The sequence below is a fragment of the Blautia sp. CAG:237 genome (assembly GCF_000436615.1).
Lineage (GTDB): Bacteria > Bacillota > Clostridia > Lachnospirales > Lachnospiraceae > Blautia_A > Blautia_A intestinihominis.
In genome coordinates, this window is the sequence record NZ_FR886687.1 from 1 (window position 1) to 24436 (window position 24436).

The following is a 24436-nucleotide window of genomic DNA, read 5'->3' on the forward strand; positions in this document are numbered from 1 at the left end:
GTCAGGGCATGTTTACGTCCTCTCTGTGATGTCCTTGTTTTTACAGAACCTGTTTCACGCATTTGTTTTTCCAGGCGGTAAACAGTACTGGTTTTCAGAAATCCTTCTTGTTATAATACATATAAATGCATTACATTAATGCGAACGGCACAGGAATATAAAGCAGGGAGTGTGAGAAATGGATTTTGCAGTAAAGAGGCTTCCTATTGGGATAGAATTTTTTGATGAAATGATCAAAAATCAATATTACTATGTGGATAAAACAGGGATGATAAGTGAATTGCTCCGGTCAGGAGGAAAAGTAACACTGTTTACACGACCAAGACGATTTGGAAAATCCCTTAATATGAGTATGCTGAAAAACTTTTTTTCACTGCAAGGTGATAAAAGAATATTTAATGAACTGCAGATATCCCGTGATAAACAGGTCTGTGAAGAATACATGGGGAAATTTCCTGTTATTTCAATTTCACTCAAAAGCGTGGATGGATTTGCTTACAGAGATGCCTATGAGATGCTGTGTGCGACGATTGGAAATGAAGCCATGAAATTTCAGTATCTGATGGACAGCACTAAACTTACAGATCGTGAGAAAGAACAATACGGACTTCTTATAAAAGGTGGAGACAGGATTCCTTTTGAGATGGATGAAGTTACTCTGACTGGAAGCCTGAAAACGTTATCTCTGTTACTTGAAAAACATCATGGAAAACAGACGGTTCTTCTGATCGATGAATATGATGTTCCATTGTCAAAGGCATCGGAGCATGGATATTACAAAGAAATGGCAATGTTGATCCGCAAGCTGTTTGAACAGGTGCTTAAAACAAATGAAAGTCTGAAACTGGCGGTACTGACCGGGTGTATGAGGATATCAAAAGAAAGTATTTTTACAGGTCTGAATAATTTTGAAGTTTTATCAGTTGCGGATGTACGGTTTGATGAATACTTTGGGTTTACAGACAAGGAAGTGAGAAAACTTCTGGAATATTATCACCTGTCAGACAAATATCAGCAGGTAAAGGAATGGTATGATGGATACCAGTTTGGAAATGTGGAAGTTTACTGCCCGTGGGATGTTATGAATTATTGCGTAACACTTCTGGCAGATCCAAATGCGGAGCCGCAAAATTACTGGATCAATACCAGCAGCAATGAAGCAGTTCGAAGATTTATCAGAGAATCTGATAACAGTGGAACAATCAGAAGGGAAATTGAGGGGCTGGTCGCTGGTGAGTGTATTATAAAGGAATTGCATCAGGAACTGACTTATGAGGACATGTACCAGACGATTGATAATATCTGGAGTGTTCTGTTTACTACGGGATATCTAACCCAGAGAGGAAGATCGGAGGGAAATATATTCCGGCTTGCAATACCGAACAGGGAGATACGGAATATTTTTACAACGCAGATCATGCAGCTTTTTAGAGAAAATGTGAAGAAAGACGGAGAGTTACTGAATCGATTCTGTGAGGCACTCGAGAATGGAAATACAGAATCAGCAGAAAAATGTTTCGGGGAGTATCTTCGAAAGACGATCAGTATCCGTGATACATCTGTGCGAAAAGAAATGAAAGAAAATTTTTATCATGGAATTCTCCTTGGGATCCTGGGAATCAAAGAAAACTGGATAGTACGTTCCAACAGGGAATCAGGAGAAGGCTATAGCGACATTCTTATTGAGACAGACGATACTGCAATGGGCATTGTAATCGAGATGAAATATGCGGAGGATGGAAATCTGCAAAAGGCAGCAGAAAAAGCGTTAAAGCAGATCGAATCAAAACAGTATGAAGAAGCATTATATGATGAGGGAATAGAGCAGATTTTGCGATATGGAATTGCCTGCTATAAGAAACGCTGTAAGATTTTGAGGTTATAACGTTTTTCAAAAATAAAATAACATCTGCCAAAATTCAAGCTGGAAAAAAATGTATTTTCGTGCTAGAATTTTGGCAGATTTATTTATTAAGGAGAGGATCAAATGAAAAAGAAACAGAATCTACTGCTTTTAATTCTGGCTGTCTTGTTTGTATCTCTGTTTGGTGGAAGTACAGCAGTATCAGCAGCATCTTCGTTTCCACGGCTGCAGGCGGTCTCGTCTGGAGAGATTGTCAGCAAGAATAATAATCTGTATTATCGTTATGGCCAGAGAAATTACGCCAGAAACAAATATCTGAGGATCAAAGGAAAGAACTATTACTTTGACAGTTCAGGAAAAGCCTGGTATGGAATGCATACGATTAACGGCAGGAAGTATTATTTCGGAACCCGTTCAGAGGGATATATGTACAGAAGCCGCCTGTTCCGCTACAATAAGAATTATTATTATGCGAATCAGAAGGGAATTCTTGTTACCAGTGGCTGGTATACGCTTCCTTCCGGGAAAAAATATTATTTTGACTCTGCTGGCAGGGCATACACCGGAAAAAGAACGATCAACAAGACTACTTATTATTTTGACAGCAATGGTTCACTGAACCATTCAGGTCTGTATTATGATCTGGCATCGGACTGTGCACTTCTTATCAATGCCGATACAGGAAAAGTTTTGTACGCAAAGAACGAAAACCTCCGGCATGCAAATGCCAGTACCACCAAGATCATGACCTGTATCCTTGCTCTTGAGAACAGTAAAATGAACGAAACTGTGAAATTTTCTGCCAGAGCAACAGCACTGGAACCAACGAAATTATACGCCAGAACAGGCGAAACATTTTATATGAGGGATCTTCTTTATTCTCTTATGGTTCCTTCTCATAACGATACCGCGGCAGCAATCGCAGAGCATATCAGTGGTTCACAAAGTAAATTTGTCAGTCTTATGAATAAGAAAGCGGCGCAGCTTGGCTGTACTGACACGCATTTTGCAACACCAAATGGTCTTGATGCCGGTTACACTCATTATACAACTGCGTCTGACCTTGCTAAAATTGCGCGTTACGCGATTAAGAAACCTGCATTCAGAAAAATCATCAGCACCAAAAGTTACTCCTTCAAGAGTCTTAATACAAATCGCCGTTTTACCGTAAGTACTACAAATGCCCTTCTTGGAAACATGCCGGGTGTGATCGGCATGAAAACAGGATATACCAATAAAGCCGGACATTGTTTCGTGGGTCTGTGCCAGTCTCAGAAGGGGAATACATATATTTCAGTTGTCCTGGGCGGACCAAACTCCAACGCACGCTGGAGAGATTCCAGGATACTTCTGAATTACGCATATAAACACTGAAAAATAAAAAACACAGGATCGGACTTTCAGTCAGTATCAGACAAAAGATATTGGTTGGAAGTCCGATTTTGTTTTCGGGCAAAAATAAAAAAACAAACTTTATTCATAAGAATCTGTATTTACCTGAAAAAACGCCATGCTTATAATTATTAACAATAGAAGAATTTCAGAAAAATCACACCTAATTTTGTATGAAAAGGAAACATATATGGATCATAAAAAATTTACCATGCGTAATGCACTGCTTGTCTTCTGTATTACGAGTGTGGTATTTGCACTTCTTTTGCAGACTTTTTTGTTTCATCAGACACTCAGGCGGCAGATCAGGGCGGAGAGTATTTCGGATCATGAGATCTCGCTCAACAAGATGCAGACAGACATCGCGTCTTTTGTTCATAATGTACGTACCGAAATGCTGACGATCTACAGTGAGCAGGATCTGATCAGTGATCTTCGGTCAGCGGCAGAAGAAGGAACCAGCCTCAAGGATTATTACTGGAGGAGCTGGTATTTTGCCAGAAAGCGTTTTACGAAAGAAGATCAGCTTCTTGCCCTGTATCTGTACGATACACAGGACAAAGTTGTCAGCGCCTACCGATATAATGCGTCTTCTTTTCCAAGAGATCTGTATCAGACGGAATATGATTCCAATACAGAAAGGCTCTATGATTATGTGCATGATAAACGGACAGACTTTATGATCTCTGGCTATTACAATCCCATTGCAAAACGAAATGTGGTCCGCCTGGTGCTGAAACTTCACAATTATGATGAGGAAAGAGAAAATATCGGATATCTGGTATGTGATATCAACAGTTCTGCATTTACGTCGATCATGTCCAAGTATGTCGATGTAGAACAGGTCTGTCTGTGGCTTCAGCCTGTAGGAGACCAGGTGATAGCCAAAACAGGACAGGCTTCTGTATCACAGAAAAGAATCCAGAAACAGCTTGCAAAAGTGGTCGAAAATTATTACAACTCAGATCAGCTTGAACAGGAATATGATGGAAATTATCTGATACAGGTTTCACAGGAAGACTATAATCTGGAAGCATTTGTCCTGGTATCACAGTCTCTTTTGACAGCAACACAGAAGTCGCTGATACGGACACTTCTGATCATTATGGCAGGCATGATCGGCGCGATCGTTCTGCTTGTATTTATGTTGTCCAGATGGATGACCAAACCGGTAGAAGAAATGAGAAATACCATTGTCCGTATCAAAAACGGAGAGTCATCTCTGCGTGTAAGTCCGGTCGGATGGTCAGAAGAACTGACAGTACTTGGAACAGAATTTAACGAAATGCTGGATCGTATCCAGGCGATGGCAGAAGAAGAACTTCAGAATAAGATGCTGGTGGAGAGGACAGAGTTCAAAATGTTCCAGGCACAGATCAATCCACATTTTCTGTATAACACATTAAATACCATGAGTGGGATTGCGAATGCACAGAACTGTCTTCTCGTAAGCGGAATCTGTCATTCTCTGTCGGCGATTTTCCGCTACAGCCTGAACATGACGGATGAGCTTTCTACCATTCAGAATGAGATGGACCATGTCCGTAATTATCTTTATGTCATGGATGTGCGGAACGGATCTTCGGTGGCATATGAATATCAGATCGACAATGCAACACTGAAGGACAGACTTCCAAGGATCTGTCTTCAGCCGGTGGTGGAGAATGCGCTTACACACGGACTCAGAAATACCAGGCGAAAAGACAAGAAGCTTCTGATCCGCTCCGAGCATATCGGAGAAAATCTTGTGGTCACAATCTCAGATAATGGTACAGGAATGGATGCGGAGGCCATGAATATACTTCTTGAGAAAAATGACCGGAAACGTGTGGAGACAGGCGTTTCCATCGGAATCCTGAATGTAAATGCACGATTGAAACAGTTGTTTGGACCGGAGTACGGGCTGTGGATCGAAAGCCAGGCCGGAGAGGGTACAACGGTCACGATCACAGTTCCGATCGTTTCCAGTGAAGAAGAGAATGGGGAAAATATAACAGGAGGTGCCCATTGTGAAAAAGATGAAATATAAAGTACTGGCGGCGGATGATGAGTACTGGAGCAGGGAAAATCTCCGAAGTCTGATCTCATGGGAGGACTATTCTATTGAATTTCTGGATCCTGCCTGTGACGGCGAAGAAGTACTGGAACGTATTGAAGAAGAAAAACCGGATATTATCCTGACAGACATCAATATGCCGTTCTTAAGCGGGCTGGAACTTCTGCAGAAGCTTCAGACAGAACATCCGGAGATCATTACGATCGCAGTGAGCGGATACGATGATTTTGACAAAGTAAAAGGTGTTTTTGTCTCAGGAGGACTGGACTATATCCTCAAACCGGTAGGAAAAGAGGAACTTGTAAAGATCCTCACCAAAGCTCTTGGAATCCTGGAAGAAAGAGAGATGGCGCGAAAACACAAAGAAACAAACCAGATCCAGGAACACAAAATCTCCTCTTTTCTGGAGGACAGTGAATATTCTGCTCTGCTGTCAGGAAAGCTGTACGGACAGTTTACAGCACAGCCGCATGTTTCTTCGACAAAGGAATTTTCCGGTGTGGCAGCCCTGCTGGTGAAATTTTATAATATTGCAGGGATCGCGGAGAAGTTTGAATACGATAATCTGCAGATGTCGTTAAGCATCAAGACGAGACTCAGAAATCTGACCGGCTGCAATGCAGAGGCTATTATTTTTAACAACTGCAATAAAATGAGTGAATTTCTTATCTTTACTTCCTATAGAATCAACTCACTCAGGATCCTGGCAGAAAACATCCTTGAAGAATTTCCGCTGGATGAGTATGGCCCTGTTTCTGTGATCCTTCATGAACAGACAGGATCCCTGGACGACATTGGAAGTATGTACAGAGATATGGTTGCCGTTCTGGTGACACGGTCTTTTACACACAGTCATTGTATTCTGGCATGTTCGCAGGAGGAAGGCAGTCAGTCCGTAGGAAAAACGGTGTCGCATCGAATTGAAGAAGAAATGTACCATCTTTTGAATACAGGACAGAAGAGTGAGACGGCAAAACTGATCTTTCGGACCTGTGATTTTAAGCATTGTGACAATGGAGAATGGTCTTTCCTTGATGTCAAACAGTATGTAAGGAGGATCACGGGAATCCTTTACCGCTATGTACAGGAGCAGCATCCGGAGCTCACCGCGCAGGCAGAAGAAGCGATGGATGACATTGATTATTATATGAAATGTCTGGATGCACCTTCTGTTATGGCATCGATCAGGATCCTGCTGGACAGCCTGTGGGAAAACAATCCGGACAAAAACAGCACGGATTCTGCGGGAAGTCAGGTGGAGCAGATCCGTCAGTATATACTGACTTCTTACCATGAGAATATCACATTGACGGCACTTGCCGCAGCGTATCATATGGATGCGAGCTATCTTTCCAGGATGTTCAGCCAGACTTACGGAGAGACCATCATTGCCTGTCTTACCAGAGTCCGGATGGAACAGGCGATCCGTCTCATGGAGGATGAAGAGAAGAAACTGGAGACGATTTCTTTCCTGGTCGGTTATGATGATTACAACTATTTCAGCCGTGTTTTCCGCAAAAAAGTAGGAGTAAGTCCGAGAGAGTACCGCAATAATATGTACAAATGAGTCAAAAATGTGCAACAAAAAAATCCAAATATGTCCTAACTGAACAAAGTCAGAGTATGTTTTAATAAAATCACAACGAAGCCGGATACGGAACGAAAAACATACTCTGGCTTAAAAATTTTAAGGAGGGTTTTTACAAGATGAAAAAAAGAATGAAAAAATTGGTTGCTATCGCAGCAACAGCAGCAATGGTTGCTTCTGTACCAGCAAGTGCAGTGACAACTTACGCAGCAGGAGATGACATTACAATTGGTGTTTCTATCTGGAGTTCCACAGACGTACTTGGAAGCCAGTGCAAAAAGATCATCGACAAAGCGGCAGCAGCACTGGATGTAAACGTAATGTATGTAGACCAGGGACATGTATCAGAGCAGGTTACAGCTTCTGTTGAACAGCTCTGTGCAGCAGGATGCGACGGTATCGTGATCTGTAACTCCGCTGATTCAGAAATGACTTCTGCGATCCAGACATGCGAAGCAAACCAGGTTTACCTGACACAGTTCTTCCGTATCATTTCCGAAGAAAACAGCCCGGAAGTATACCAGACAGCATGCAATTCCCCATACTATCTTGGTGCAGTACACGAAGATGAGGTTACAAACGGATATACACTTGTAAACCTGCTTCTTGAAAATGGCGACAGAAACATCGGACTGGAAGCATGGACCGTTGGTGATGCTACATTCCAGCAGAGATGGACAGGATACAAGAAAGCAGTTGATGAATGGAACGAAGCAAACCCGGATGATCAGGCAACTATGACAGAGCCTGTATATGCAAATACTTCTTCTGAAGAAGGCGCAGCAGCAGCTCTTTCTCTGTACAACTCCAATCCTGATATGGATGCCCTGATCGTTGCAGGCGGCGGCGGTGACCCACTGGTTGGTTCCATCGGTGCTCTGGCAAACGAAGGACTTACAGGCAAAATCGATGTTGTTTCCACAGACTTCCTTGATGACCTGAAAGAACAGCTCGAATCTGGCGGAATGTTTGCAGAATCAGGCGGACATTTCTGTGACCCGTTATTTGCATTCCTTATGACTTACAATGCAGTAAAAGGCAACTATACAAAAGACGAAGGTTCCTTCGGATATGAGATCGAATTCCCATACCTGTATGTATCTTCTCCAGACGACTATGAAAACTATCAGAAATACTTCGTTGACGATGATCCGTACACAGACGAAGAAATCGTTGAGATGGCTGGATACAGCTTCGACGATCTGAACAAAGCAGCAACATCACTTTCCATCGACGACGTTATTTCCCGTCACAGCAACTAAATGACACGACTCCAAAAATCTGCTGCCTTCTTTCCAGGAGGCAGCAATTTAAAAAGAAGCAGTAATATGCGCCCGCCAAAAGCAAAAGACCAACCGTAAGGAGTGTTGGCCTCCTGCTTCTGGCGGGCGAAGAAATGAATAGGAGAATGGTTATGAAAAAACTCAAACAAAGCCAGTATTATGGAATTGGCATTCTGGTACTTATGCTTGTAGTTTTCTGGGCAGTGTTCAAGGTACTTGCTCCAACTACCTTCGGTTCCCCGGACAAACTGGCAACTTATATGAAATCAGCCCTGATCTATGCAGTAGGCGGCTGCGGTCTTTATTTTATCTGCGTTATGGGACCTTTTGATATGAGTGTTGGTGCAAATATCGTACTTTCCTCTATTATTGCATGCAATGCAAGCGTGAAATTCGGCTATGCCGGTCTTGTCATCGCGCCTCTGATCTGCGGTACGATCATCGGTCTGATCAACGGAATCGTCTATATCAAATTACATATTTCTTCCCTGATCGTTACCTGTGCGCTTTCACTGATCTATGAAGCACTGAGCGTTTATGCGACGAATGGAAAGAATGTAATCCTCGCAACAGAATACAGAGCTTTTGGTGATTATCCGGTAAACCTGATCCTTGCGCTGATCGCATATTGTCTCTGTGCATTTATTCTGAAATATACCAAGATCGGTACTTATACCTATGCGATCGGAAGCAACGAAGTTGTTGCAAAGAACATGGGTGTAAATGTTTCCAAATATAAGATCGTGGCATTTACACTTGCCGGATTTTTCTTCGGACTTCAGGCAATCCTGACGATCAGCTTTGGTACTTCCATGACATCTGCTTCCAACCTTTCTTCTATGAGCCGTAACTTTACTCCTCTGATGGGAACTTTCTTCGGACTGGCATTTAAGAAATATGGTCACCCGGTAGTGGCAATTGTAATTGGTGAGATGATCATTCAGCTTATGTTCAATGGATTTGTTGCACTTGGTGCTCCGACTACGATCCAGAATGTGGTTACCGGAGCTGCCCTGCTTCTGATCGTTGCACTGACGACCAAGCCGGTCAAAGGTCTTGTAGTGAAATAGGAGGACGATTATGGGTGAGATATTATTAAGAGCAGAAAATATTGATAAACATTTTGGCATCACACATGCCCTGGACAACGTTTCCTTTACCTTCGAAAAAGGCGAGATCCATGCACTGATCGGTGAAAATGGTTCCGGTAAATCCACACTTACTTCCTGTCTGACAGGTATCTATCAGAAGGATTCCGGTAAATTTATCCTGGAAGGCAAGGAGATCACAGCTACAAACCAGGTAGAGGCAAATCATCAGGGAGTTGCGATCATCGTACAGGAGATCGGAACACTTTCCGGTCTGACCGTAGCAGAAAACATTTTTCTTGGAAACGAAGATAAATTTACAAGACACGGCATCAAGAACACAGCAGCCATGAACAAACAGGCACAGGAATATCTGGACAGCTATGGCTTCAACTACATTGATGCGACCAAAGTTATTGACGATTATAACTTCGAGGACAGAAAGCTGGTTGAGATCGTAAAGGCAACTTATTTCAATCCGAAGGTCCTGGTAGTTGATGAGACAACGACAGCACTTGGACAGAAAGGCCGTGAGGAACTGTTCAAAGTAATGCACAGAGTTCGTGATACAGGAAACTGCGTGATCTTTATTTCTCATGATCTGGAAGAAGTCATCGAGCAGTCTGATAACATCAGTGTTCTCCGCGACGGTGTAAAGATCGGTTCCATCAGCAAACAGGAAGCGACACCGGACAGACTGAAGGCCCTTATGGTTGGACGTGAGATCGGGGATAACTATTACCGTACCGATTATGGCGAAGAAGTTTCAAAAGAAGTTGTTCTTTCCGCAAAGAATGTTACTGTCAAAGGCCAGATCGAAGATCTGAACCTGGAACTTCACAAGGGAGAGATCCTTGGAATCGGCGGACTTTCTGAATGCGGTATGCACGAAGTAGGAAAAGCACTTTTTGGTGCATCTTATTTCCGTCAGGGAACTGTAACTTTGGGAGACGGTACTCCGATCAATTCTATTCCGGATGCGATCAAACACAGCATTGCCTATGCATCCAAGGACAGAGATAATGAATCCCTTGTCATTAACGATACGATCGGAAACAATATCTGTCTGCCATCCCTGGAAGACCTCAAGACAAACGGGCTTCTCCGCGGTAAGGCAATGAAAGAGTTTGCCAATAAATATGCAAAACAGATGAGTACCAAAATGACGGGAGTTGACCAGTTTGTTTCCGCACTTTCCGGTGGTAATAAACAGAAGGTTGTTCTTGCACGCTGGGTCGGCAAGGATTCAGATCTGATCATCCTTGATTCCCCTACCCGTGGTATTGATGTCAAGGTAAAAGCAGATATCTATGCCATGATGAACGATATGAGAAAAAATGGAAAATCCATCATAATGATCTCAGAGGAGATCATGGAGCTTCTTGGTATGGCTGACCGTATCCTTATCATGAAAGACGGTAAGATCAATGGTGAATTTTTCCGCTCTCCGGATCTGAAAGATACAGATCTGATTGACAATATGATTTAAGGGGGTAAAAAAATGGATACAACAAAAAAATCATCTGAACAAGTACCATTTCTGGAACGTCCCATTGTGCGTACGATCCTTCCTATCGCGGGATTTGTTATTATCTGTGTATTATTTGCAGTTTTGACTGACGGAAGACTGTTTCAGCCGAAAAACCTTTCACTGCTCCTCAGCCAGTCTTATATGCTTCTGATCTCATCAATCGGTGTATTTATGGTCATGACCATGGGTGGTCTTGACTTTTCACAGGGCTCCATGCTTGGTGTGGCTTCCATCGTAGTATGCTGGCTGTCTCATTACAACATGGTCCTGGCAGCACTTGGTGGAATTGTAACCGGCGGTCTGATCGGACTGATCAATGGATACTTTAATGTAAAGAGAAAGATCACAAGTTTTATCGTTACGATCTGTACCATGTATCTGTTCCGTGGAGTCTGCGCTTATGCAACAACAAATTCTCCGGTTTATGCAGTAAGTGATATTTCCAAATACAATACACTGCCATTTATGCTGACCTTCACAGTTATCATCTTTGTAGCTGCATATCTTATCTTTACATACACAGGTCTTGGATACAGACTCAAAGCGATCGGTGCAGGAGAGACTGCAGCGAGATATGCAGGTATCCGCGTAGAACGCACCAAGATTCTTATTTTCATGGCAGCAGGATGCATCACAGGCCTGGCAGCATTTGTAAATGCGATCAAGGTTGGATCTGTAACATCCACAGCAGGAAACCAGCTTGAGACACAGATCATGATCGCTCTGGTACTTGGTGGAATGCCTGTCAATGGTGGTGCAAAAGTAAAATTCTACAATATCATACTTGGTGTTATGACTTACAAAGTTCTTTCCAGTGGTCTGGTCATGCTGATGATGCCGACACAGCTTCAGCAGCTGATCCTTGGTGTGATCTTCCTGATCGAAGTTGCACTGTTCAGTGACAGAAAGACTGGTATGATCGTTAAATAAGCGGTTTTATGAAAATTTAATACTTCAATATCTTTGCCTGACAGTATATGTGTGGTAAAATGGTCACAATATCTACCGATGTATATGGAGAAATGCTATGGACAAAAATGAATTTCTTGATATTTTACGTAGTCAGCTTTCCGGACAGATGCCGGAGGGACAGATCAATACACATATCCAGTATTATCGCAATTATATTGAAGAGAGGATGCAGTCAGGCAACAGTGAGTCTGAGGTGATGAGAGAACTGGGAGATCCCAGACTGATCGCAAGGACGCTTCTGGATACAGAGACGGGGGCGAATGCACCGTATTCGGACGCAGGTTCTGCTTATGAACAGAAATCCGGCAGTGAGCGTGTGAAACAGAAGTCATTCAAACTGGACTTTTCGACCTGGTATGGCAAGCTGCTCGCGATCCTGATCGCAGCGATCGTTCTGGTCATCCTGTTTGTATTACTTGGAATCCTTATTCCGATCATGGTGGTCGCAGGAATCATTATTTATCTGGTGCGTTTTCGCCCCAGACAATAACTTACAAATTTACAGATAGGCAGTAAAATGGAGAAAAAATAAAATTTCCGTTTTACTGCCTGTTTTTTGGGTGAAAATCCAACTTGTCTGAAAATAGCACAACTGGTATAGTATATATCAAAAGATTTACTTGACAATACGAGACATAAAAAAGGGGTGGAGAGATGTTAAAGATTTTTCTGGCAGAAGATGAGGTGATCGTTCGGGAAACGATCAAGAGGATGATCCCATGGGAGGATCTGGGGTTTGAACTTGTTGGCGAGGCTGCGGATGGAGAGATGGCACTGCCGCTTCTGCTCCGACAGAAGCCGGATCTTCTGATCACGGACATCAAGATGCCGTTCATGGACGGGCTGACACTGGCAAAAGTGGCAAAGAAAGAAATCCCGGGACTCAAGGTTGTGATCCTGAGCGGCTATGATGATTTCAATTATGCGAAACAGGCGATCAACATCGGAGTGGAGGATTATCTGCTCAAACCGATCACAAAGAATGCACTGATTGAACGGCTTACCGAGATCCGAAGCCGTTATGAGCATGAAAAGACGCAGAAAGAATACTACGAGAAGTTCCACAGAGAAATGCAGGCATATGAGAAGAACAGCAGCCGGGATTTCTTTGAGGCACTTGTAAGTGGTTCTATGGATATGATGGAGATCTATCGAAGGTCTGAGAAACTGGGGCTGGACATTGTGGCAGAAGCCTACAATGTTCTGATCTTTACGATGAACTGCGAGGAAGATTTTTCCGGACAGAGAGAAGGTTATTCCGAGTGGGAGGCAGAATCGCTGGAACTGCTGGAGGAATTTTTCTCCGAAAATACTTCGGCAATGCTGTTCCGCTGTAATATTTTTTCCTATGGTGTCCTGATAAAAGGACAGAAAGAGACCATTGAAGAAAATACCAGAAGCTGTGTGAGCGAGATCCAGAGGATCTTTGATCGCAAAGAACAAAAAAGACAGTGGTTTGTTGCGGCCGGCGAGCCGGTAGAGCGCTTAAGCCAGATCCAGAAAAGCTATTACAGCGCATCGAGAGCTTTTTCACAGAGATATCTGTATGATGAAAATATCCTGTACTATGATGAGATGGCATCCATGGAGAAAAAGAATGTAACAGAGGATGACAGCACCTATCTCCAGAAAGTAGATGTCAATGCACTGAATCCGGCGATCCTTCAGAAATTCCTGAGCAACGGACTTCTGGAAGAAACAGAGAACTTTGTAAAGGATTATTTTTATGCGATCGGGCAGGAACCGCTGGAGTCACTTGTTTTTCGTAACTATGTGACGTTGAATGTTCGCTTTTCTGTTATGTCTTTCCTCAAGGAGATCGGATGTGACACCAGAACTCTGGAGCAGGAAGACACAGAAGATGTGCTTTCAGAAAGCAGTAAAAGCCTGGAGAATGCGATTGCCTATGCGGAAAAAATAATCTCCCAGGCGATCGCGCTCCGCGATCAGAATTCCGGAAACAAAAACCGCAGCATTCTGAAGACAGCGGTTGATTTTATCGACAGTCACTATATGGAAGAGGATATGTCCCTGAATAAAGCGGCAAACGCTGCAAATGTCAGCGCGAACCATTTCAGTGCCCTGTTCAGCCAGAACATGGGTCAGACATTCATCGAATATCTCACGAATCTGCGCATGAACAAAGCCAAGGAATACCTGCGGTGCACGAGCATGCGATCCAGTGAGATCGCGGGTGAGATTGGTTACAAAGATGCACACTATTTCAGCTACCTGTTCAAAAAGACACAGGGAATGACACCAAGCGACTACCGTAAAGCGCGGGAGGATAAGGCATGAGGTCAGGTACAAAGAAGCGGATGGAACTGGAAGAACGTATGCGAAAAGTCCTTTTCAGTACTATGATCCCAATGGCGTGTCTGATGATCATTCTGCTTTTTATTTTCTGGCAGTATACAGGACAGTACAATAAGCTTTCGGAGAACCTGGCGGTCAGCAGTGAATTCAATCTCCGTTTTAAGGATGATCTGGATCTGGAAATGTACTATATCGCGATCGGTTCCAAGGAGAGCAGCGATCTGGAGGATGTTCTTGAGCAGGTGGAAGATGCGCAGGAGATCATGCAGAAACTGCGAAGGAATACTTATAATAATAATGGGGTTAAATCCCTGAACAGCCTTGATTCGTACCTGGAGAATCTCAGGCAGAGAATGCTCCAGCTTGTAGAGATCAAGGAATATGACAAGCGGATGGAATTCATGGACAGTAACATCCGTATCATCACAGGTCTGATCATGCAGGAGATGCAGAATTATATCTATAATGAATCCATGTATCTTGTACAAGTAGAAAAAAGCCTGACACATAGAGTGAAGCTCCTGATCTCCGGGATGGCGGTGCTTCTGATCGCGACACTTGGGATTCTTATGCGGCGTTCCTTCCGTCTGACAGATGGGATCATCCAGCCGGTAAATATTATGCTTGATAAGGTCAAAAAAGTCGGCAGAGGCAAATTCGACATGATCCCGATCGAGGCTGAAATAGAGGAGATTGAAGAACTGGATGAGGGCATCAACAAGATGGCACGAAAGATCAGTGCTCTTCTGGAAAATGTCCGTCAGGAAAAAGAAATGCAGCACCTGACAGAATTACAGCTGATCCAGGCACAGGTAAACCCGCACTTTCTGTACAATACCCTGGACACGATCGTCTGGCTGATCGAGGGCGGGATGACAGACGATGCGGTGGAGATGATCTCCAGCCTTTCTATTTTTTTCCGTACTTCACTTTCCAAAGGAAACGATATCATCCCGCTCTCGGAAGAAGAACGTCATACATTGAGTTATCTGGAGATCCAGCAGTACCGCTACCGGGATATCCTGGAATTTGAGATCAATATACCAAAAGAACTCAGCGGGATCCCGGTTCCGAAGCTTTCCATCCAGCCGCTGGCTGAGAATGCACTTTATCACGGGATCAAGAACCGCCGCGGCAAAGGCAAAATCCTGATCGAAGGAAGGGAAGAAGAGAATGCACTTGTCCTTACGGTCAGCGACAACGGTCAGGGAATGACACCGGAGCGCCTTCATGAAGTACAGGAGGCGATCCGGATCGGGGAACGTGCCGGATTTGGTCTTGCGGCGGTTGCGGAACGAATCGCACTGTACTACGGACCGGGCTATGGAATGAAGATTTTCTCCGAAGAAGGCAAGGGAACTACCGTAGAAATACGCCTTGGAAAAAATATTCAACCAAAATCGTAAAAAAATCAACTTCCGGGATATCGTTGTATAAAAACGAATAAAAGAGTACCCTTTTTTCCGAAAATAATCCATGGAGTTTTTTTCTGAAATTGCTATAATAAAACCATCTTAAAAAACGCGAAAAACAAATGTAAAGGGAGGATTACAAAATGAAGAAAAAAATGGTGACAGCGCTTCTGGCAGTATCTATGTTAGCAGGACTTTCCGCAGTGAACGTTATGGCAGCGGATGATGGCGGCGACACAATTACAGTTGGTTTCTCACAGGTAGGAGCAGAATCTGACTGGCGTACTGCAAATACAGAATCCATGAAATCCACTTTCTCAGAAGAGAACGGATATGAGCTGATCTTTGACGATGCGCAGCAGAAACAGGAAAATCAGCTGACAGCAATCCGTAACTTCATTCAGCAGGAAGTTGACTATATCGTACTTGCACCTGTAACTGAGACAGGTTGGGACACAGTACTTCAGGAAGCAAAAGACGCAGGAATCCCGGTTATCATCGTTGACCGTATGGTAGATGTATCTGACGACAGTCTCTACACCGCATGGGTAGGATCAAACTTCAAACTGGAAGGTCAGAAAGCAATGGCATGGCTGGATGCATATCTGGAAGCAAAAGGCCGTGGCGATGAAGAAATCAACCTTGTTGACATTCAGGGAACCATCGGAGCATCTGCTCAGATCGGACGTACAGAAGGATTTGATGAAGCTGTAGAGGCTCATGACAACTGGACAACACTTGCTCAGCAGTCTGGTGAATTTACGCAGGCAAAAGGACAGGAAGTTATGGAATCTATCCTGAAACAGAGCGGTGATGATATCGATGTTGTATACTGTGAGAATGATAACGAAGCATTTGGTGCAATCGATGCGATCAAAGCAGCAGGATATGAAGTAGGCGGCGAAGAAGGACAGATTCTTGTAATGTCCTTCGATACAACAAACGCAGGTCTTACCCAGACACTTTCCGGAGAGATCACATGCGATACAGAGTGCAACCCACTTCACGGACCGCGTGTAGAAGAGATCATCCAGAAACTGGAAGCAGGCGAAGATGTTGACAAACAGGCATATGTAGATGAAGTTGCATTCGCAGCAGACGATACCGTAACAAAGGTTACTATCGATGGAACAGATTATGACATTACTCCGATCACTCAGGAAATCATCGACGGACGTGCATATTAATTATCAGTAAACTGAAATTTCCAACTGAAACGGATTATAAGAAATGAGCCCGGGGCGTGGAACAGGATCCAGATGAGATGGATTTTATGGGCCACGCCCCTTTTGCGCTCAAAAACAGGGAAAATCAAGGAAAAATAAGGGAATGGAGGAAAGAAAATGGAACAGAATATTGTTTTGGAAATGCGTGACATAAGTAAAAATTTCACCGGTGTCCGTGCTCTTTCCCATGTGGATTTTACACTTCGAAAAGGTGAGATCCATGCACTGATGGGAGAAAACGGAGCCGGAAAATCAACACTGATCAAAGTTCTGACCGGTGTACATGAATTCGAAAGCGGTTCCATTCATATGAATGGTGAAAATAAAGAGATTATCAATCACTCTCCACAGGAGGCACAGGCCAATGGCATCAGTACCGTGTATCAGGAAGTAAACCTCTGTCCGAACCTGACGGTGGCAGAAAATCTGTTTATCGGCCGTGAGCCTCGCAATAAGCTGGGAATGATCAACTGGAAAGAAATGAATGCACGTTCTGCGAAGCTTCTGGAAAGCCTGAACATCAATGTTCCGCCAACTCAGATGCTGGACGAGTGTTCGGTGGCGATTCAGCAGATGATCGCGATCGCACGTGCGGTTGATATGAAATGTAAGGTTCTGATTCTGGACGAGCCGACTTCCTCTCTGGATGATGAAGAAGTTGAGAAACTGTTTGTGCTGATGCGGAGACTTCGTGGCGAGGGAGTAGGAATTATCTTTGTAACCCATTTCCTGGAGCAGGTATACGCAGTCTGTGACAGGATCACAGTCCTTCGAAACGGTGAACTGGTAGGCGAATATGAAACAAAGGATCTTCCACGAGTTATGCTGGTTGCGAAGATGATGGGTAAAGATTTTGATGACCTGGCAGATATCAAGGGCGATCACAAAGATAAGAAAGCCTTCTCAGATACACCGGTAATCGAGGCGAGCGGACTTGGACATAAAGGAACGATCAAGCCGTTTGATCTCAAGATCAACAAAGGTGAGGTTATCGGACTTACCGGACTTCTTGGTTCTGGACGTTCCGAACTGGTTCGTTCCATCTACGGTGCGGACAAAGCCGATAGCGGTACACTCAAAGTAAATGGAAAAGAAGCAAAGATAGGCAGTCCTCTGGATGCCATGAAACTTGGTATGGCATATCTTCCAGAAGACCGTAAGGCAGAAGGAATCATCGCAGATCTTTCTGTAAGAGAAAATATCATCATCGCACTTCAGGCGAAGAAAGGTATGTTCCATCCGTTAAGCCGTAAAGAAATGGAAGAAGCAGCAGACAAATACATCGAAATGCTCCAGATCAAAACAGCGAGCCGCGAGACTCCTATCAAGAGTCTTTCCGGTGGTAATCAGCAGAAAGTTATCCTTGGCCGCTGGCTTCTGACAAATCCGGAATACCTGATCCTGGATGAGCCGACACGAGGCATTGATATCGGTACCAAGACAGAGATCCAGAAGATCGTTCTGGATCTGGCAGACCAGGGAATGGCAGTAACTTTCATTTCCTCAGAAGTAGAAGAAATGCTCCGTACCTGTTCAAGAATGGCAGTCCTTCGAGATGGCGAAAAAGTTGGAGAACTGGAAGAGAGCGAGCTTTCACAGGCTAACATCATGAAAGCGATTGCAGGAGGTGACGAGAAATGAGTAACAGCAAATTAAAAAAGATCACAAGCGCGAGACTTTTTCTTCCTATCGTGTGTCTGATCGCAGTTCTTCTGATCAATGTGATCAAGACTCCGGACTTCTTTAATATTACAATTCGAAATGGTGTCCTTTATGGATATGTTATCGACGTTATCAACCGTGCATCTGAGCTGGTAATCCTTGCAGTCGGCATGACACTTGTCACAGCGGCATCCGGTGGACAGGATATCAGTGTCGGTGCAGTCATGGCAGTTGCTGCAGCAGTTTGCTGCCAGATCTTATCCGGCGGTGCATCTTCTGTAACAGCATATCAGAATTCACTTGTTCTTGCAGTTATCGCAGCACTTCTTGCATCAGCACTGTGCGGTGCGTTCAATGGACTTCTGGTAGCGAAGCTTAACATTCAGCCGATGGTTGCAACCCTGATCCTTTATACAGCAGGCCGTGGTATTGCACAGCTTGTCACAAATGGTCAGATCACCTACATCCGTGTGGAATCTTTCCAGATGGCAGGTGGATATATCGGTAAATCACCGGTTCCGACTCCGGTACTCTTTGCGATCGTAACAGTAGTGATCGTAGCAATTATCCTTAAGAAAACAGCTCTTGGACTTTATATTGAGAGTGTAGGTATCAATGGAAAAGCAGCACGACTGGTAGGCCTTAATTCTACCATGATCAAGTTCCTGACCTATGTGATCTGTGGTGTCCTTGCCGGAATCGCCGGACTGGTAGCATCCAGCCGTATCTATTCCGCAGATGCAAATAACATCGGTCTGAACCTTGAGATGGATGCCATCCTTGCAGTTGCACTTGGCGGCAACTTCCTCGGTGGTGGTAAATTCAGCCTGATCGGTTCCGTGATCGGAGCTTATACCATTCAGGCACTGACAACAACTCTGTATGCAATGAATGTAAAAGCCGATCAGCTTCCTGTTTACAAAGCAATCGTCGTTATCATCATCGTTACCTTACAGAGTGATGTATTCAAGAAATTTGTAGAAAGCCACAGAAGCAAAAAAGTTTCCGTTGCAGCAGAGGGAGGTCAGAAATAATGAAACAGAAAAAGAAAATGACAAGTACCGGATTTCTGCTGCTGATCACGATCGTCCTGTTCTTTGTAATGTATGCAGCAGGTATGGTGATTTTTGCAGATAAAGGTTTTGCAAAACCACAGATGTTTCTGAATCTTTTTGTATCCAATGCAGGTCTTCTCGTTATTTCCTGTGGTCTGACGATCGTTATGATCACCGGTGGTATTGATATCTCCGTTGGTTCTGTAACAGCTCTTGTCTGCATGGTAATGGCAGACCTTATGGAAAACAAAGGCGTGAGTGCATATGTAGCAGTCCTTGCTGCACTTCTGATCGGCCTTGCTTTTGGTATCGTACAGGGATTTCTGGTAACTTACATGGGAATCCAGCCATTTATCGTAACACTTGCCGGCATGTTCTTCGGACGTGGTATGACAGCGATCATCAGTACAGACATGATCTCCATCAAAAACGAAGTATTCCTGAAATGGGCAAACTACCGTTTCTACATGCCATTTGGTTCTACAAACAAAAAAGGTAAATTTATCCCGGCGTACATCCCGCCGACAGTAGTGATCGCAATCATCGTAGTTCTCATTATCGCAGTGCTTCTGAAATATTTCAAATTCGGACGTAAACTGTATGCGATCGGTGGAAACAGACAGAGTGCCCTAATGATGGGACTTGATGTCAAGAAAACAATGTTCCGTGCTTATGTACTGGATGGCTTTCTTGCAGGACTTGGCGGATTCCTTTTCTGCCTCAACAGCTGTGCAGGCTTCGTAGAGCAGGCAAAAGGTCTTGAGATGGATGCGATCTCCTCAGCCGTTATCGGTGGAACACTTCTTTCCGGTGGTGTTGGAACTCCGATCGGTTCCATGTTTGGTGTACTGATCAAAGGAACGATCTCCAGTCTGATCACTGCACAGGGTACTTTATCAAGCTGGTGGGTACGAATCGTACTTTCCGCACTGCTCTGCTTCTTCATCGTGATCCAGTCTGTACTGGCATCTGCTAAGAAGAAAAAATAACAGGTTAATAATAAGATATAAGAAAAAATATATGGAGGTTTTTGAAGCATGATCACAGGTAAAAATTACAAATTCTGGTTTTGCACAGGTTCACAGGATCTTTACGGAGATGAGTGCTTAAGAAAAGTAGCAGAGCACTCCAGGATCATCGTAGAAGAACTGAACAAATCCGGCGTTCTTCCATTCGAACTGGTATGGAAACCGACACTGATCACAAACGAACTGATCCGTAAAACATTCAACGAGGCAAATGACGACGACGAATGCGCTGGTATTATCACATGGATGCATACCTTCTCACCGGCAAAATCCTGGATCCTTGGTCTGAAAGAATACAGAAAACCGCTGTGCCATCTGCACACACAGTTTAATGAAGAAATCCCATATGACACGATCGACATGGATTTCATGAATGAGAACCAGTCTGCTCATGGTGGAAGAGAGTATGGACATATCGTTACCCGTATGGGAATCGAGAGAAAAGTCATCGTCGGACACTGGGCTGACAAGAAAGTACAGGAGAGACTGGCATCTTGGATGCGTACCGCAGTCGGAATCATGGAGAGCAGCCATATCCGTGTATGCCGTGTCGCTGATAACATGAGAAACGTAGCTGTTACCGAGGGCGATAAAGTAGAGGCACAGATCAAATTCGGATGGGAAGTTGACGCTTATCCGGTCAATGAAGTATGCGATTATGTGAAGGATGTTTCCAAAGGCGATATTGATGTTTTGGTTGAAGAATATTATAATAAATATGATATTCTTCTTGAGGGCAGAGACCCGGAAGAATTCAAACGTCATGTAGCAGTACAGGCAGCAATTGAGATCGGATTTGAGAGATTTCTGGAAGAAAAGAATTACCAGGCAGTTGTTACTCATTTCGGTGATCTTGGCGGCTTACAGCAGCTTCCGGGACTGGCAATGCAGCGCCTTATGGAGAAGGGATATGGATTCGGCGCAGAAGGTGACTGGAAGACAGCAGCAATGGTACGTCTGATGAAGATCATGACTGCAGACGTGAAGGATGCGAAGGGAACTTCTTTCATGGAAGATTATACATACAATCTTGTTCCAGGTAAGGAAGGCATTCTTCAGTCACATATGCTGGAAGTCTGCCCGACCATCGCTGATGGCAAGATCGGCATCAAGGTATGCCCGCTTTCCATGGGTGACAGAGAAGACCCGGCAAGACTTGTATTTACATCCAAGACAGGCCCGGCGATCGCAACTTCTCTGGTGGATCTTGGCGACAGATTCCGTCTGATCATCAATGATGTTGAGTGCAAGAAGACAGAGAAACCGATGCCGAAACTTCCGGTAGGAAGCGCATTCTGGACTCCACAGCCGGATCTGGCAACAGGAGCAGAGGCATGGATCCTCGCAGGCGGCGCTCATCATACTGCATTTTCTTATGACCTGACTGCTGAACAGATGGGTGACTGGGCAGCAGCAATGGGAATCGAAGCTGTCTACATTGACAAAGACACAACCATCCGCAACTTCAAGAATGAGCTGAGATGGAATGAACTCGCATTCAGAAAGTAAGGCGGATGTGGTAAACACAAAAGTCGGGAGGATTTACAATGAGTGTAAACGAAGCAAAGACAGCTATTTTAAATAACAAAACAGCACTTGGAATAGAGTTCGGATCTACCAGGATCAAAGCGGTTCTGGTAGATGACAAATATAATCCGATTGCATCCGGAAGCTATGAGTGGGAGAACCGTTATGAAAATGGAGTATGGACCTACTCTCTGGATGATATCAGAAACGGTCTGCAGGGAAGCTACAGCGATCTGGTAAAGGATGTTCAGGAGAAATATGGAGTAGAGCTGACAAGTGTCGGTGCACTTGGAATCAGTGCCATGATGCATGGATATATGCCATTTGATAAAGGTGGAAAGCTTCTGGTTCCGTTCCGTACCTGGAGAAACAATATCACAGGAGAAGCTTCTGAGAAACTTCTGGAGCTTTTCCAGTACAATATCCCGCAGAGATGGAGCATCGCACATCTGTATCAGGCGATCCTGAACGGAGAAGAGCATGTGAAGGATATCGACTACATGTGCACACTGGAAGCTTATGTACACCGTATGCTGACAGGAAAACGTGTTCTTGGTATCGGTGATGCAGCAGGAATGTTCCCTGTTGATTCTGAGACAAAAGATTACAACCAGGAAATGGTTGAGAAATTTGACAAACTGGTAGAGCCTTACGGATTCCAGTGGAAACTCCGTGACATCATGCCGGAAGTCCTGGTCGCAGGACAGGATGCCGGAACCCTGACAGAAGAGGGCGCGAAGTTCCTTGATCCGTCAGGCAGGCTCAAAGCCGGAATCCCGATGTGCCCGCCGGAAGGTGACGCAGGAACCGGTATGGTAGCTACCAACAGCGTAAAACAGCGCACAGGAAACGTATCCGCAGGTACTTCCGTGTTTGCAATGATCGTTCTGGAAAAGGCACTTTCCAAACCATACAAAGAGATCGATATGGTAACTACACCGGCCGGTGATGCTGTTGCCATGGCACATTCCAACAACTGTACTTCTGACCTGAATGCATGGGTAAATGTATTTAAGGAATTTGCAGAAGCAATGGGAATGGAAGTGGATATGAACAAACTGTTCGGAACCCTTTACAACAAAGCACTGGAAGGTGATCCGGACTGCGGCGGACTTCTGTCCTACTGCTATTTCTCCGGAGAGCATATGACAGGATTCGAAGAAGGACGTCCGTTATTCGTTCGTTCTCCTGAAAGTAAATTCACACTTGCAAACTTTATGAGGACCAATCTTTACACCTGCCTTGGAGCAATGCGCGTGGGCTTAAACATCCTGATCGACCAGGAGCATGTCAAGATCGACAGACTCTTAGGACACGGCGGACTGTTCAAGACCAAAGGCGTCGGACAGCAGATCCTTGCGGACGCAGTGAATGCACCGGTATCTGTTATGTCAACCGCAGGTGAGGGCGGTGCATGGGGAATCGCACTTCTGGCTGCTTATCTTGTTGATAAGAAAGACGGAGAGACTCTGGATGAATTCCTGGACAACCGTGTATTTGCCGGAAATGAAGGAAGCACCCTCGATCCGAAACCGGAAGGTGTAGAAGGATTCAATAAGTTTATGGACAGATATCTCAAAGGCCTGCCGATCGAACGGGCAGCAGTAGAGTCCAAGATCTGGTAAGAATAAAAAGATAAAACGTAAGCTGCTGGAAACAACGGCTTACGTTTTGTGCAAAGGAGAGAAAATAATGCTTGAGAAATTAAAAGAAGAAGTATACAAAGCCAATATGGATCTTCCGAAATACGGACTGGTCACATTCACCTGGGGAAATGTCAGCGGCATTGACCGTGAAAAGGGATTGTTTGTCATCAAACCGAGCGGGGTAGATTATGATAAGCTCAGACCGGAAGATATGGTAGTTGTAGACCTTCAGGGAAACAAAGTAGAGGGTGAATATAATCCATCTTCCGATACAGCAACACATGTCGTTCTCTATAATGAATTCCCGAATATCGGAGGAATCGTACATACCCATTCTCCGTGGGCAACAAGCTGGGCACAGGCAGGAAGATCCATTCCATGCTACGGAACCACTCATGCAGACTACATCTACGGTGAAGTTCCATGTGTACGCAACCTGACAAAAGAAGAGATTGATGAAGCTTATGAGAAAAACACCGGCGTCCTGATCGCAGAATATTTCAAAAACAGCGACTACGAAGCAGTACCTGCAGTCCTCTGCAAGAACCACGGACCATTCACCTGGGGCAAGGATGCCCATGAAGCAGTCCACAACGCAGTTGTTCTTGAAGAAGTAGCCAAGATGGCATGCCGCTGCGAACAGATTAACCCACAGGTAAAACCGGCACCACAGGAATTACAGGATAAGCATTATTACCGCAAACATGGTGCAAATGCTTATTATGGACAGATTAAGAAATAAATAACCAGATAAAGCGAACGAGCTGGCATGTCGTGTAGAATGCCAGCT

18 protein-coding genes are annotated in these 24436 nt (G+C 44.3%); all 18 read left to right on the top strand.

From position 1 onward, the window contains the following. Positions 1-178 precede the first annotated feature (178 nt). The 18 genes from QZL69_RS02495 to QZL69_RS02580 all read left to right on the top strand — a co-directional run bounded on the left by QZL69_RS02495 (position 179) and on the right by QZL69_RS02580 (position 24388). A complete protein-coding gene (locus QZL69_RS02495) occupies positions 179-1885 on the top strand; it encodes an AAA family ATPase (RefSeq protein WP_022213646.1) in 1707 nt (568 codons plus the stop codon). A gap of 102 nt (positions 1886-1987) precedes the next feature. Next, positions 1988-3238, top strand: a complete 1251-nt coding sequence (locus QZL69_RS02500; protein ID WP_022213647.1) for a serine hydrolase — start codon at positions 1988-1990, stop codon at positions 3236-3238. Between the two features lie 208 nt (positions 3239-3446). Next, positions 3447-5285 carry a cache domain-containing sensor histidine kinase gene (locus QZL69_RS02505; RefSeq protein WP_022213648.1) on the top strand — a complete coding sequence of 613 codons (1839 nt, stop codon included), beginning with the start codon at positions 3447-3449 and terminating at the stop codon, positions 5283-5285. Next, positions 5275-6879: a response regulator transcription factor gene (locus QZL69_RS02510; RefSeq protein ID WP_291517959.1), complete on the top strand. Its 1605-nt coding sequence runs from the start codon at positions 5275-5277 to the stop codon at positions 6877-6879. Before QZL69_RS02505 ends, QZL69_RS02510 begins: the two co-directional genes overlap by 11 nt. A 140-nt stretch (positions 6880-7019) precedes the next feature. Then, complete coding sequence (locus QZL69_RS02515) at positions 7020-8162, top strand: sugar ABC transporter substrate-binding protein (protein WP_022213650.1); 1143 nt, start codon at positions 7020-7022, stop codon at positions 8160-8162. Positions 8163-8314: 152 nt separating this feature from the next. Then, the gene (locus tag QZL69_RS02520; protein ID WP_022213651.1) at positions 8315-9253 is read left to right on the top strand and encodes an ABC transporter permease; all 939 of its coding nucleotides are present in this window, start codon (positions 8315-8317) and stop codon (positions 9251-9253) included. A gap of 10 nt (positions 9254-9263) precedes the next feature. Further along, positions 9264-10760, top strand: coding sequence for a sugar ABC transporter ATP-binding protein (locus QZL69_RS02525; protein ID WP_022213652.1), 1497 nt, complete (start codon positions 9264-9266; stop codon positions 10758-10760). Positions 10761-10772: 12 nt separating this feature from the next. Continuing rightward, positions 10773-11732 carry an ABC transporter permease gene (locus tag QZL69_RS02530; protein WP_022213653.1) on the top strand — a complete coding sequence of 320 codons (960 nt, stop codon included), beginning with the start codon at positions 10773-10775 and terminating at the stop codon, positions 11730-11732. Between the two features lie 97 nt (positions 11733-11829). Continuing rightward, positions 11830-12264, top strand: coding sequence for a DUF1700 domain-containing protein (locus QZL69_RS02535; protein WP_022213654.1), 435 nt, complete (start codon positions 11830-11832; stop codon positions 12262-12264). A gap of 164 nt (positions 12265-12428) precedes the next feature. Continuing rightward, positions 12429-14072 carry a response regulator gene (locus QZL69_RS02540; protein WP_022213655.1) on the top strand — a complete coding sequence of 548 codons (1644 nt, stop codon included), beginning with the start codon at positions 12429-12431 and terminating at the stop codon, positions 14070-14072. Then, positions 14069-15496: a sensor histidine kinase gene (locus QZL69_RS02545; protein WP_022213656.1), complete on the top strand. Its 1428-nt coding sequence runs from the start codon at positions 14069-14071 to the stop codon at positions 15494-15496. Before QZL69_RS02540 ends, QZL69_RS02545 begins: the two co-directional genes overlap by 4 nt. A 149-nt stretch (positions 15497-15645) precedes the next feature. Then, positions 15646-16689 (top strand): ABC transporter substrate-binding protein, encoded by a 1044-nt coding sequence (locus QZL69_RS02550; protein ID WP_022213657.1) that lies wholly within the window; start codon positions 15646-15648, stop codon positions 16687-16689. 156 nt (positions 16690-16845) lie between these two features. After that, the gene (locus tag QZL69_RS02555; RefSeq protein WP_022213658.1) at positions 16846-18369 is read left to right on the top strand and encodes a sugar ABC transporter ATP-binding protein; all 1524 of its coding nucleotides are present in this window, start codon (positions 16846-16848) and stop codon (positions 18367-18369) included. Further along, a complete protein-coding gene (locus tag QZL69_RS02560) occupies positions 18366-19424 on the top strand; it encodes an ABC transporter permease (RefSeq protein ID WP_022213659.1) in 1059 nt (352 codons plus the stop codon). The genes QZL69_RS02555 and QZL69_RS02560 overlap by 4 nt, the downstream gene beginning before the upstream one ends. Further along, positions 19424-20434 carry an ABC transporter permease subunit gene (locus QZL69_RS02565; protein ID WP_022213660.1) on the top strand — a complete coding sequence of 337 codons (1011 nt, stop codon included), beginning with the start codon at positions 19424-19426 and terminating at the stop codon, positions 20432-20434. The genes QZL69_RS02560 and QZL69_RS02565 overlap by 1 nt, the downstream gene beginning before the upstream one ends. Positions 20435-20482: 48 nt before the next feature. Then, the gene (gene araA / locus QZL69_RS02570) at positions 20483-21982 is read left to right on the top strand and encodes an L-arabinose isomerase (RefSeq protein ID WP_022213661.1); all 1500 of its coding nucleotides are present in this window, start codon (positions 20483-20485) and stop codon (positions 21980-21982) included. Positions 21983-22020: 38 nt separating this feature from the next. Further along, entirely contained in the window at positions 22021-23625 is a 1605-nt protein-coding gene (locus QZL69_RS02575) for a xylulokinase (protein ID WP_022213662.1), read from the top strand. Positions 23626-23692: 67 nt separating this feature from the next. Then, positions 23693-24388: an L-ribulose-5-phosphate 4-epimerase gene (locus QZL69_RS02580; RefSeq protein ID WP_022213663.1), complete on the top strand. Its 696-nt coding sequence runs from the start codon at positions 23693-23695 to the stop codon at positions 24386-24388. Positions 24389-24436: the final 48 nt, after the last annotated feature.

Coding starts and splice junctions, on each gene's coding strand:
- QZL69_RS02540 (WP_022213655.1), top strand. CDS start 12,429: ATGTTAAAGATTTTTCTGGCAGAAGATGAGGTGATCGTTCGGGAAACG.
- QZL69_RS02580 (WP_022213663.1), top strand. CDS start 23,693: ATGCTTGAGAAATTAAAAGAAGAAGTATACAAAGCCAATATGGATCTT.
- QZL69_RS02510 (WP_291517959.1), top strand. CDS start 5,275: ATGAAATATAAAGTACTGGCGGCGGATGATGAGTACTGGAGCAGGGAA.
- araA (WP_022213661.1), top strand. CDS start 20,483: ATGATCACAGGTAAAAATTACAAATTCTGGTTTTGCACAGGTTCACAG.
- QZL69_RS02515 (WP_022213650.1), top strand. CDS start 7,020: ATGAAAAAAAGAATGAAAAAATTGGTTGCTATCGCAGCAACAGCAGCA.
- QZL69_RS02520 (WP_022213651.1), top strand. CDS start 8,315: ATGAAAAAACTCAAACAAAGCCAGTATTATGGAATTGGCATTCTGGTA.
- QZL69_RS02535 (WP_022213654.1), top strand. CDS start 11,830: ATGGACAAAAATGAATTTCTTGATATTTTACGTAGTCAGCTTTCCGGA.
- QZL69_RS02495 (WP_022213646.1), top strand. CDS start 179: ATGGATTTTGCAGTAAAGAGGCTTCCTATTGGGATAGAATTTTTTGAT.
- QZL69_RS02500 (WP_022213647.1), top strand. CDS start 1,988: ATGAAAAAGAAACAGAATCTACTGCTTTTAATTCTGGCTGTCTTGTTT.
- QZL69_RS02575 (WP_022213662.1), top strand. CDS start 22,021: ATGAGTGTAAACGAAGCAAAGACAGCTATTTTAAATAACAAAACAGCA.
- QZL69_RS02565 (WP_022213660.1), top strand. CDS start 19,424: ATGAAACAGAAAAAGAAAATGACAAGTACCGGATTTCTGCTGCTGATC.
- QZL69_RS02545 (WP_022213656.1), top strand. CDS start 14,069: ATGAGGTCAGGTACAAAGAAGCGGATGGAACTGGAAGAACGTATGCGA.
- QZL69_RS02550 (WP_022213657.1), top strand. CDS start 15,646: ATGAAGAAAAAAATGGTGACAGCGCTTCTGGCAGTATCTATGTTAGCA.
- QZL69_RS02505 (WP_022213648.1), top strand. CDS start 3,447: ATGGATCATAAAAAATTTACCATGCGTAATGCACTGCTTGTCTTCTGT.
- QZL69_RS02560 (WP_022213659.1), top strand. CDS start 18,366: ATGAGTAACAGCAAATTAAAAAAGATCACAAGCGCGAGACTTTTTCTT.
- QZL69_RS02555 (WP_022213658.1), top strand. CDS start 16,846: ATGGAACAGAATATTGTTTTGGAAATGCGTGACATAAGTAAAAATTTC.
- QZL69_RS02530 (WP_022213653.1), top strand. CDS start 10,773: ATGGATACAACAAAAAAATCATCTGAACAAGTACCATTTCTGGAACGT.
- QZL69_RS02525 (WP_022213652.1), top strand. CDS start 9,264: ATGGGTGAGATATTATTAAGAGCAGAAAATATTGATAAACATTTTGGC.